Source organism: Micromonospora sp. DT43 (genome assembly GCF_049841645.1).
Lineage (GTDB): Bacteria > Actinomycetota > Actinomycetes > Mycobacteriales > Micromonosporaceae > Micromonospora.
Genome location: NZ_JBNCKR010000011.1, coordinates 185,208 through 196,650, shown reverse-complemented (window position 1 = coordinate 196,650; position 11,443 = coordinate 185,208). Strand labels below are relative to the sequence as shown.

Sequence of the window (11,443 nt, the reverse complement as noted above, 5' to 3'; positions counted from 1 at the left end):
TCAGCGATCTCCGGCGATCGGGCCGGCCCACTCGCCCGGATCGTCGGGCACCCGTCGCACGGTCAGCTCGCCCAGGCACACGTCGCGCCACCAGTCGACGCTCGTCGGGTCCGGCTCGTCCGCGCACAGCAGCGTGACGTCGCCCGCGTACGGGGAACTGCCGTAGTCGTCGCCGTCGACCGGGTCGGCGATCACCAGGGTCGCCACGTCCACCCCGGACTCGGTGAGCTGCCGGGCCAGCTCCAACGCCAGCACCCCGGCCGCACCCCGACCCACGAGCACCAACTCCCCGGCCGACACGTGCCCGGCCAGCGCGCTCGTGTAGTCGGCGGCGAGGCGTTGCACGAGCGGCGCCGGGTCGAGACCCGCGTAGCGGTGCAGCCCGCCGTCCACGATCCCGCACACGGCCCCGGTGGCCGCCAGCCGCTCGGCCAGCCCGGCGTACCCGTCGAGGCAGCCGCTGCCGTCGTGCACCAGCACGTAGCGGGGCGGGCCCTCACCGGCCAGCGCCACCACCTCGCCGGTGTCGCTGACGGCCGGCTCCTCGTCGGGCCGGACGCTGCCCACGGCGGCCAGGTGATCGGCCAGGTCCGCCACGCTCGGGTGCTCCAGGATCCGGCGCAGCAGCTCGTCGAAGAAGACGTCGGCGGCGGCCGGCACCCGCTCGGCGAGCTGACCGGCGAGTTTCGCGGCGAGCAGCGAGTCACCGCCGAGGGCGAAGAAGTCCGCGTCCCGTCCGACCCGATCCACCCGCAGCACGTCGGCCCAGACGGCCGCGATCTGCTCCTCCAGCTCCGTGAGCGGGGCCGTGGCGCTCGCCTCGGGACCGGCAGTCGTGGCCGCCACCAGCCGGCGTACGGCCGCCCGGTCCAGTTTGCCGTTGGCCGTGCGGGGCAGGTCGTCGACGACCTGCAGCACACCCGGGATCATGTAGTCGGGCAGCCGGTCGGCCAGGTGCGCCCGCAGCTCGTCGGGAACGACCCGCCGCCTGTCGGCCTTCACCCGCGCGGCGATGATCCGCATGCCGAGCCCGGCCATCGGGTCGGCGGCCGACGGCAGGTCGAGCACCGGCGACGCCCCGGCGGCGGCGAGCAGGCCACGCCACTCGTCGCCGGTGAGGAACGTGCGGTCGGTGCCCCGGCGCAGGTCGGCGAAGTCACCGAGGTCGTCGTCGAGCCGCACCAGCAGCTCCAGCGAGGTCATGATCTGGTAGTGCTCCCGGGTCATCTCCAGCAGCACCAGGTGCCCGCCGGGGGCGAGCAGGCCGCGCAGCCGGGCCAGCGTGGCCGGCACGTCCCGGGTGGCGTGCAGGACGTCGCCGGCGATCACGATGTCGGCGCTGTTCGGGGCCATGCCCTGCCCGGCCAGGTCGGCGTCGAGGTCGAGCTGCGCGAACCGCAGCCCCGGCCGGTCGGCGAAGCGTTGCCGGCCGGCACCGAGGAAGAACGCGGACAGGTCGGTGTAGAGGTAGTCGACGTCGAGGCCGTCCAGCGCGTCGAGCACCGCAGCTGTCGTACCGCCGGACCCGGCGCCGACCTCGACGATGCGCACCGGCCCGTCCAGCCGCTCGGCCAGCGACCGGACTGTCGCCGCCGCGACCGCGTTTGCCCACCTGTTGAACAGGGCGTCGGCGTAGAGGTTGTCCGACACCTCCAGCTCGCCGCCGGGGAAGAGCAGCGCGAGGGGGTCCTCGTCGCCGCGCAGCAGCGCCGGCAGCGCGGTGGCGCTGGCCTGGAAGTAGCGGACCAGCTCGGGGGACTCCCCGACCGCAGCCGCCCGCTCGGCCACCGCGTCCCAGGCCCGCGCGGCCGGTGGTGGCGCGCCGGCCAGCCGGTAGCCGTCGTCGTCGTGGCGCAGCACCCCGCTGTCGGTGAGCGCCCGCAGCCAGCGGCGCAGCAGCCGGCGGTGCCGGGGCGCGACGCGGGTGGCGGCGTACACCTCGTCCAGGCGGTGCGGGCGGTCGTCGAGCGCGAGGCCGGCGGCGCGCAGGGTGTCGAGCATGGCGGCGAGGCCGAGAGCGTCCAGCTCGTGCAGGTACGCCTCGTAGGCGCCCAGGTCGGTGCCGGCCACCAGCACGGACCCGGCCGCGGTGGGTCCGGCCGGGTCGACCGGCTGCCCACCTCCGGGCTCGACCGCGGCGGGCTGGACGACGGCGGCGAGCCGCCTCTCCAGGGGACGGTCCCCGTCGACCACCGCGATCGCCCCGCCCACCCCCGGATGCGCGAGCAGCGCCGATTCGACCTCGGCCAGTTCGATGCGATGGCCGCGGATCTTGACCTGGAAGTCCTCCCGGCCGAGGAACTCGATGGTGCCGTCGGGCAGGTAGCGGCCCAGGTCACCGGTGCGGTACAACCGTTCGCCCGTGGACGGGTCGGTGACGAACCGCTCGGCGGTGCGGACCTCGTCGCCGAGGTAGCCCAGCGCCAGCCCGGCGCCGCCGATGTACAGCTCCCCGGCGACCCAGTCCGGGCGGGCCCGCAGCGCCGCGTCCCGGACGTGCCAGCTCTGGTTGGCCAGCGGCACTCCATACGGGATGCTGCGCCAGGACCTGTCGACACGCCCGATCGGGTGGATGATCGACCAGATGGCGGCCTCGGTCGCGCCGCCGAGGCTGACCACTGCCAGACCGGGAACGAGATCGCGGATCTGGTCCGGCAGGGTTACCGGGATCCAGTCGCCGCTGAGCAGGGCCAGCCGCAGCGAGGGGATCCGGACCATCGGCGCGGCCGCGAGGTAGTCGGCGAGCATCTGCAACTGCGCCGGGACCGAGTTCCAGAGGGTCACCTCGTTCTCGGCGACCAGCTCCGCCCAGTGGGTGGGGTCGCCGCGCCGCTGCGGCGCGGGCAGCACCAGTGCCGCGCCGACCGCGGGCGGGCCGAACAGGTCGTAGACGGACAGGTCGAAGCCCAGACTGGCCAGGCCGAGGACGCGGTCGTCGGGCGTCACGTCGAACCGGGCGTTGATGTCCGCCACGGTGTTCAGCGCCGCCCGGTGGGTGATCACCACTCCCTTCGGGGTGCCCGTCGAACCGGAGGTGTGGATGACGTACGCGCGGTCGTCCGGGCCGACCGTGCGGGCCGGCAGGGCCGTCGGCGCGGGCCCGTCGCAGTCGTCCACGGCGATCGGCGTCACATGCTCCGGCCAGTCGCCGTCCACCCGGTCGGCCTCGGTGAGGACGTGCCGGATCCCCGCGCCGTCGAGGATCAGGTCGCGGCGCACGGCCGGCTGGTTGGTGTCGACAGGCACGTACGCCCCACCGGCCAGCAGGACGCCGAACACCGCCACCACCTGCCGCCAGCCCTTCTCGGCGACCACAGCGACCAGGTCGCCGGGCCGGCAGCCGGCCTCGACGAGCCGCGCGGCCACCGCCGTGGCACGGCCGGTGAGCTGCCGGTACGTGAGGGAGCCGTCGGCGGCCACCACGGCCACCCGGTCCGGGGTCCGCAGCGCCTGGGCGAGCACCCCCTCGTGCAGCAGCCCGTCGGGCAGCGGCGCGGCGGTGTCGTTGACCTCGGCGCGGCGGCGGGCGCTCGCCTCGGGCAGCGCCACCGGGGCCAGCTCCTCCCACGCCTCGTCGGTGCCCGCCAGCCGGCGCAGCAGCGCGGCGTACGCGGCGAACATCTCGTCGACGACACCGTCGGGGAACACGCCCTCGCGGACGTCCCAGTTGGTGGCCAGCCCACCGGAGCGCTCGATGTTCTGACAGTCGATCCACACCTGCGGGGTCTGACTGATGCCGTACCCCAGCTCGCCGAAGCCCTCCACGCCGGTGTCGCCGCCCAACCCGATGGCGCTGGTGAAGACGATGGGCATCAGCGCGGCGTCGGCGCCCCGACGGCGGACCAGCTCGCGGACGACGTCGACGCCGGAGAACCGGCGGTGGTCCAGGTCGGACCAGAGCTGCGCCTGAATGCGCTTGGCCCGCTCCTGCACCGGCGCGTCCGGGCTCTGCTCCACGGCGAGCAGGCTGACCGAGGTGAAGTCGCCGACGATCCGGTCCACCTGCGGGTGCGTGGGCGTCCGGTTGAGCAGGGTGACGTCCACGGTGAAGCGCGGGTGCACGCTCCACGCGGCGATCACCTCGACGTACGCGGCGAGCACCGCCCCGGACGGGCTGATGCCGTGCTGCCCGGCGCGTTGGCGCAACCCGGCCCACTCGGTCGGGTCGAGCCGCAGGTCGAGGCGGCGGAAGCGGGGCGGCGCGGCCGTGGCGTCACCGCGCAGCGGCAGCTCCGGCGCCGGGGGCAGGTCGTCGAGCCGGGCCAGCCACCAGTCCCGGTCGGCGTCGTGGCGAGGGCCGCCGCGCAGCGGCTCGGTGGCCAGCAGATGGTCGCGGAACGTCAGCGTCAACTCGTCGCTCGGCGGGTCACCCGCGTAGCGGCGGCCCAGCTCGTCGAGCAGGATGTTGATGCTGACGAAGTCGCAGACCAGGAAGTCGATCGAGAAGTGCAGGACGCAGCGCTGCGGGCCGCGGGTGACCCGCAGCGCGAACAGCGGCCACTGCTGCGGGTCGTAACGGCGGTGGTCCAACTCCGCCCGGGTGGCGGCCACCGCGTCGGCGAAGCCGGCCGCGTCGGCGTCACGCACCTCGATCCGGTACGCCGGCACGTCGGGTCGTACCTGCTGGGAGCCGTCGCGGTTGACGACCGCCCGCAGCATGTCGTGCCGGGCGACGACCTCGTGCCAGGCGCGTTCCAGCCGGTCCACGTCCAGCTCGGTGAAGGTCAGCTCGCCGTAGCCGTGGCAGCCGACCCCGCCGTAGGCGAAGCTGTCGCTCCGCCCGAGCAGGTACGCGCTCTGCACGTCGGTGAGCGGGAACGGCTCGTACCGCTGCTCGGGGTGCGCCACAGCGGTTGGTGCGGCGGCGTCGCGCAGCACGGCCAGCACCTGCTCCCTGTGCTGGCGTAGCGCGGCGCGGCGCTGGTCGGTGAGAACGCCTGTGGGTGCCCGGAAGCGGAGCTGGCCGTCCTCCTCCCAGAGGTGGACGCCCACCTGCGCCAGCTCGGCAATGAGGTCCTGCCCGTTCATACGATTCCTTCCTCGTACGTGCCGGCGGCGTGCTGCACGGCGGTGGCCAGGTCCGCGATGGTCGGTCGGTCGAGCAGGCCCCGCATCGGCAGGTCGACGCCGTAGCGTTCCCGCAGCACGGCCAGCAGCCGGGTGGCGAGCAGGCTGTCCCCGCCGAGGCTGAAGAAGTTGCGGGTGCGGCCGGGAACGGGGCCGTTGAGCAGCTCGGCCCAGAGCGCGCCGAGGTCGCTCTCCAGGCCGGCGTGGGGTGGCTCGTCGGGCGGTGCGGCGTCTCCGCTGGCGAGCAGGGTGGCCACCGCGCCCCGGTCGATCTTGCCGTTTCCGCTCAGCGGCAGCGCGTCGAGCACGGCGACGTGCTCGGGGACCATGTACGCGGGCAGCCGCTCGACGACGAACGCGCCTGTGGCGTCCGGGTCGAGGGTGACGCCCGCCTCCGGTACGACGGCGGCGGCGAGCCGGCGGGTGCTGGTACCCACGGCCACCACGACTGCCTCGCGTACGCCGGGGCAGTCGGTCAGGGCGGCCTCGACCTCGCCCAACTCGATGCGGTGCCCCCGGATCTTGACCTGGAAGTCCGCCCGCCCCAGGAACTCAAGCGTCCCGTCCGGCCAGTAGCGGCCCAGGTCACCGGTGCGGTACCAGCGCGTCCCGTCGTGGGTCACGAACCGCTGCGCGGTGCGCTCCGGATCCCCCCGGTAGCCGGCCGCGACTCCCGCTCCGCCGATCCACAGTTCACCGACCACCCAGTCGGGGCAGTCCCGTCCCCGCCCGTCCACCACGCGGTAGCGCTGGTTGGGCAGCGGGAAGCCGTACGGGATGGACCGCCAGTGCGCCGGCACCTCCCCCACGTCGAACGCGTTGGACCAGATGCCCGCCTCGGTGGCGCCGCCGAGGGCGGTGAGCCGGGCGTCGGGTCGGCGGGCGACCAGCCGGTCGCGCAGGTCCAGGCCGACCCAGTCGCCGGAGACCAGGGCGTGTCGCAGCGCGCCGAGCGGCTCGTCGCCGGCCGCGGTGAGCAGCATGTCGAGCAGGGCGGGCACGGTGTTCCAGATGGTGACGTCGTGTTCGCGGACGAGCCGCAGCCAGGCTCGGGCGTCGCGTCGCTGCCCCTCCTCGACGAGCACCACCGCGCCGCCGACGCCGAGCAGGGCGAAGATGTCGTACACCGACAGGTCGAAGTCCAGCGCCGACACGGCGAGGACCCGGTCGTCCGGGCCGAGGCGCAGCCGGTCGTTGACCGCCGCGATGGTATTTCCGGCCGCCGCGTGGGACACCTCGACGCCCTTGGGCTCGCCCGTGGAGCCGGAGGTGAAGATGACGTAGGCCAGCGCAGCCGGGTCCACCGGGACGCAGCCGTCCAGGGCCGGGCCGCCGTCGCCGGCCGGGTCGAGCCCGTCCGCGCCGACGACCGTCTTCACGTCCGCGCGGGTGAGGATCCGCTCCCGGCGCACCATCGGCTGGTCGACGCCGACAGGCACGTACACGCCACCGGCGGCGAGCACACCCAGCACGGCGACGATCTGGTCGACGCCCTTGGGCAGGCACACACCCACCGCGTCACCCGGCGCGACGCCGGCCCGCCCCAGCGCCCCGGCCAGGGTCAACGCCCGCGCGGCCAAATCCCCGTAGGACACCGACACCCCGTCGCCGAGCAGCGCCACCCGAGCGGGCTCCCGCGCCGCCCAGCCGAAGAACCCGTCGTGCAGCAGGCCGGGCGGGATCGGTGCGGCTGTCGCGTTGACCCGCTCGCGTACGGCCCGCTGGCCGGCGGGGAGCCCGACCGGCACCTGCCGTGCCCAGTTCCCGGCCGCGAGGGTGGTCAGCAGCTCGACGTACGCGGCGAACATCGTCTGCACCACGTCGGGCGGGAACAGCTCCGCCACCACGTCCCAGTTGATGCTCAGGCCGCCGTCGCGTTCCATGACCTGGTTGTCCAGCCACACCTGCGGGGTCTGCGAGGCGCCCCAGATCTGCTCGCCGAACGGCAGGGACATGCTCACCAGTTCGTCGCTGATGCCCAGCGCGCTGGTGAAGACCACAGGCATCGCGGCGGCGGGCGCGCCGGTGCGCCGGGCGATCTCCCGCAGCACCCAGATGGCCGAGACAGCGTTGTGCTCCATGCCGTCCCACATCCGCTCCTGAAGGCGACGCACCAGGGTCAGGAAGTCGTCGGCCGCGCCGGGGCGGTGGCCGACGAGCAGCAGCGAGGTGAAGTCGCCGAGTACGTGGTCGATGTCGGGGTGCACCTCGCGGCGGTCGAAGAGGGTCAGGTTGAGGGTGAGGTCCGGCCGTGCGCTGAAGGCCGAGAGCACCTCGGCGTACGCGGTGGCGAGCACCGCCGCCGGGCTCACCCCGTGGGCGCGGGCGGCGTCGACCAGGGCTGTCCACTCGGCGGGGTCGAGCCGCGCCGCGTGCCGGACGAAGCGGGGGGCGCGTACCCGGTCGGGGTCGACGGCGAGCGGCAGTTGCGGCGCCGGGGGCATCTCCGCGGCCTGCGCCGACCAGTAGCGCTTGTCGGCCTCGACCGTCGCCTCGTCCGGCCGGGCGGTGAGCACGTAGTCGCGAAACGACACGCCGATCGGGCGCAGCGGCGCGTCGAGGTCGACGTAGAGGGCGGACAGTTCGGCGAAGACCGTCACGATGCTGAGCGCGTCGAGCACGATGTAGTCGAAGCTGAACGCCAACCGGACGCGACGCTCCCCGTAGCGGACGGCCTCGATGGCCACCAGCGGCCAGCGGGTCGGGTCGGCGACCCGGTGTGACAGCCTGTCGCGCAGGTCGGTGAGCGCGGCTTCGCCCTCGCCGACCGGAATGGTCACCTCGGGCACCTCGGGTTGGACGCGTTGGCGTCCGTCGGCGTCGAAGACGGCCCGCAGCATCTCGTGCCGGCGGACCAGCCGGTTCCAGGCCGCGGTGAGCCGGTCGAGGTCCACGTCCTCGCCGTCGAACTCCCAGTACCAGTGGGAGCCGACCTCACCGAGGGCGAAGTCGCCGCTGCGACCCATCCAGTACGCCCGCTGCACGTCGGTCGCGGGGAACGGCTCGTGGCGGTTCGCCGGGTCGGCGACGAACGTCCCGGTCAGCGCGGCGCCGGTGTCGAGGCGTACGCCGGCGGCGAACCCGGCGAGGGTCGGCTCGGCGAAGAGGCGGCGCAGTTGACCGCCGGCCAGCCCGGCCGAGCGCATCCGCCCGAGCAGGCGGGTGGCGAGCAGGCTGTCCCCGCCGAGGGTGAAGAAGCTGTCGGCGCGGCCGACTGTCGGCACGCCGAGCAGGTCGGCCCAGAGGGTGGCCAGCGCCGTCTCGACCGGCCCGGCGGGTGGCTCGACCTCGGTGGAGCGGCCGGCGCCCTCGGCGAGCCGTCGTGCCAGCGCCGGCCGGTCGATCTTGCCGTTGCCGCTCAGGGGCAGCGCGTCGAGCACTGCGACGTGCTCGGGCACCATGTACGCGGGCAGCCGCTCGACGACGAACGCCCGTACCGTCTCCGGGTCCAGGTCCGACGCCGTCGGCACGACGGCTGCGGCGAGCCGGCGCGTGCTGGCGCCCACGGCCACCACCACTGCCTCGCGTACGCCGGGGCAGGCGGCCAGGGCGGCCTCTACCTCGCCCAACTCGATGCGGTGCCCCCGGATCTTGACCTGGAAGTCCGCCCGCCCCAGGAACTCAAGCGTCCCGTCCGGCCAGTACCGGCCCAGGTCACCCGTGCGGTACCAGCGCATCCCGTCGTGGGTCACGAACCGCTGCGCGGTGCGCTCCGGATCCCCCCGGTAGCCGGCCGCCACCCCGGCCCCGCCGATCCACAGCTCCCCCACCACCCAGTCGGGGCAGTCCCGTCCCCGCCCGTCCACCACGCGACAGCGCTGGTTCGGCAGCGGAACCCCGTACGGGATGGACCGCCAGTGCGCCGGCACCTCACCCACCTCGAAGACCGTCGAGTGGATGGCGGTCTCGGTAGTGCCGCCCAGGGCTACGAGCCGGGCGTCGGGGCGCAGCGCCACCAGGCGGTCGCGCAGGTCCAGGCCGACCCAGTCACCGCCGAGCAGCGCCAGCCGCAGGTGGTCCAGGCCGCCGTCGGTCTCGGCGGCGGTCAGCAGCATGTCCAGCAGCGCGGGGACGGACTGCCAGACGGTTACCCGGTGCGCGTCCACGAGCCGCCGCCAGGCGCTCGCGTCGCGCCGCTGCTCCTCGCCGATCAGCACCACAGCCCCGCCGACACCGAGCAGCGCGAAGATGTCGAACACCGACAGGTCGAAGTCCAGCGCCGACACCGCGAGGACCCGGTCGTCCGCCCCGATGTCGAACCGTTGGCGGATGGCCTCGATGGTGGTGCCGGCGGCGCAGTGCGGCACCTCGACGCCCTTGGGTTCGCCTGTGGAGCCGGAGGTGAAGATGACGTAGGCCACCGACGCCGGGTCACCGGGCACGCAGCCGTGCAGGGCCGGGCGGCCGTCGCCGGCCGGGTCGAGCCCGTCCGCGCCGATCACCGTCTCCACGCCGGCCCGCTGCCAGATCCGGTCGCGTCGGGCGGCCGGCTGGTCGACGCCGACAGGCACGTACACGCCACCGGCGGCGAGCACACCCAGCACCGCGACGACCTGGTCGACGCCCTTGGGCAGGCACACACCCACCGCGTCACCCGGCTCGACGCCGGCCCGCCCCAGCGCCCCGGCCAGGGTCAACGCCCGCGCGGCCAAATCCCCGTAGGACACCGACACCCCGTCGCCGAGCAGCGCAACCCGAGCGGGCTCCCGCGCCGCCCAGCCGAAGAACCCGTCGTGCAGCAGGCCGGGCGTGACCGGCGCGGCTGTCGCGTTGACCCGCTCGCGCACCGCCCGCTGCTCCGTAGGCAGCAGCTCGCCCGGCGACGCGGTCCAGTCGCCGTCGACCAGCCCGGTGAGCAGCCGGACGTACGCGGCGAACATCGCCTCCGACACACCGGGCGGGAACAGCTCCGCCACCACGTCCCAGTTGAGGTACAGGCCGCCCTCGCGCTCGGTGACCTGGTTGTCCAGCCACACCTGCGGGGTCTGCGACGACGTCCACACCGGGTCCCCGAAGCACTCCCGCACGTCGGCGCCGAAGAGGTCGCCGAGGCTGAGCGCGCTTGTGAACACCACGGGCGCGAGCACGGCCCGGTCGGAGCGGGCGCGGGCCAGGTCGCGCAGCACGTCCACCCCGGAGTACGCGCTGTGCGCCACGTCCCGGGCGAACTGCTCGCCCAGGCGGCGGGCGCGATCGACGAACGGCACCTCGTCGGTTGCGTCGACCTCCAGCAGCAGCAGGTTGGTGAAGTCCCCGCTGAGCAACGGCACGTCCGGGTGGTACGGCGTCCGGTCGTACAGCGGAAGGTTGAGCAGGAAGCGTTGCCTGCTGCTCCAGGCGGCCAGGACCTCGGCGAAGGCCGTCAGGAACACCATCGACAGGGTGACGCCGTGCTCGCGAGCGCGGGCGGCGAGCCGGTCCCGGTCGGCGCCGGAGAGCCAGTGGTGATGGCGGATGACCCGGTGTCCGCTGACCCGCTCCGGTGCCACGGCCACCGGCAGGTCGGGCCCGCCGGGCAGGTCGGGCACCCGCGGACGCCAGTAGTCGGCGGCGGCCTCGCGGGCGTCGGCCCGCCGTCGCTCGTGGGTGGCCAGGTACCGGGGATAGCTGTAGTCGATGGGCGGCAGTGGCTCGTCGGGCCGGCGGTAGAGGCGGGCGAGGTCGCCGAGGAGCACCCGGAAGCTGTGCGCGTCGGCGACCAGCATCTCGATCTCCACGTGCACCCGGCTCGCCCCGTCGGGCAGCAGACAGAGCTGGACGTCGAACACCTCGCCCCGGTCCACCCGCAGGGTGCGGTGCGACAGGGTGGCGCGCAGGTCGGCCAGCCGCCGGTCCCGCTCGTACGCCGGCAGGTCCCGCAGGTCGTGCACGGTCAGGCCGGGCCAGGCGCCGTCCGGGGTGATCTGCTGTCGACCGTCGTCGAGGAAGCGGGCCCGCAGCATGTCGTGGCGGCGCACCAGGGCTCGGATGGCCCTCTCCAGCCGGTCGGGGTCCACCTGCCGGCCGTCGAACTCGTTGTAGAAGTGCGCCCCCACGCCGCCGAGGGCCTGCTCACCGGCCCGCCCGACCCAGTACGCGTGCTGCATCGTCGCCAGGGCGAACGGCTCGTCCGGGTCGACGGTCACGTCGTCCTCGACGGGCGTCGTCGGTCCGGCCTGCGGGTGGGCCAGCGCGTGCCACTGCCGGACGGTGCGCAGCTCGATGAGGTGGGCGAAGGTGAGACCCGCGCCGGCCCAGCGGGCGGCGAGTCGCATCAGCCCGATCGAGTCGAGGCCGCGCTCCAGCAGATCCTCGTCGGGTGACACCGGCTCGTCGAGCAGCGACGCGACGTCGTCGCACATGCCGTCGAGGGTCAGCGTGGTGAGCACTGGCATGT

At 74.4% G+C, this 11,443-nt stretch carries 2 protein-coding genes; both read right to left on the bottom strand.

The window, feature by feature from the left end:
* A complete protein-coding gene (locus ACLQ26_RS24385) occupies window positions 1-5,028 on the bottom strand; it encodes an amino acid adenylation domain-containing protein (protein ID WP_425746641.1) in 5,028 nt (1,675 codons plus the stop codon).
* Complete coding sequence (locus ACLQ26_RS24380) at window positions 5,025-11,441, bottom strand: amino acid adenylation domain-containing protein (RefSeq protein WP_425746640.1); 6,417 nt, start codon at window positions 11,439-11,441, stop codon at window positions 5,025-5,027. Before ACLQ26_RS24380 ends, ACLQ26_RS24385 begins: the two co-directional genes overlap by 4 nt.
* Between the last annotated feature and the right edge of the window lie 2 nt (window positions 11,442-11,443).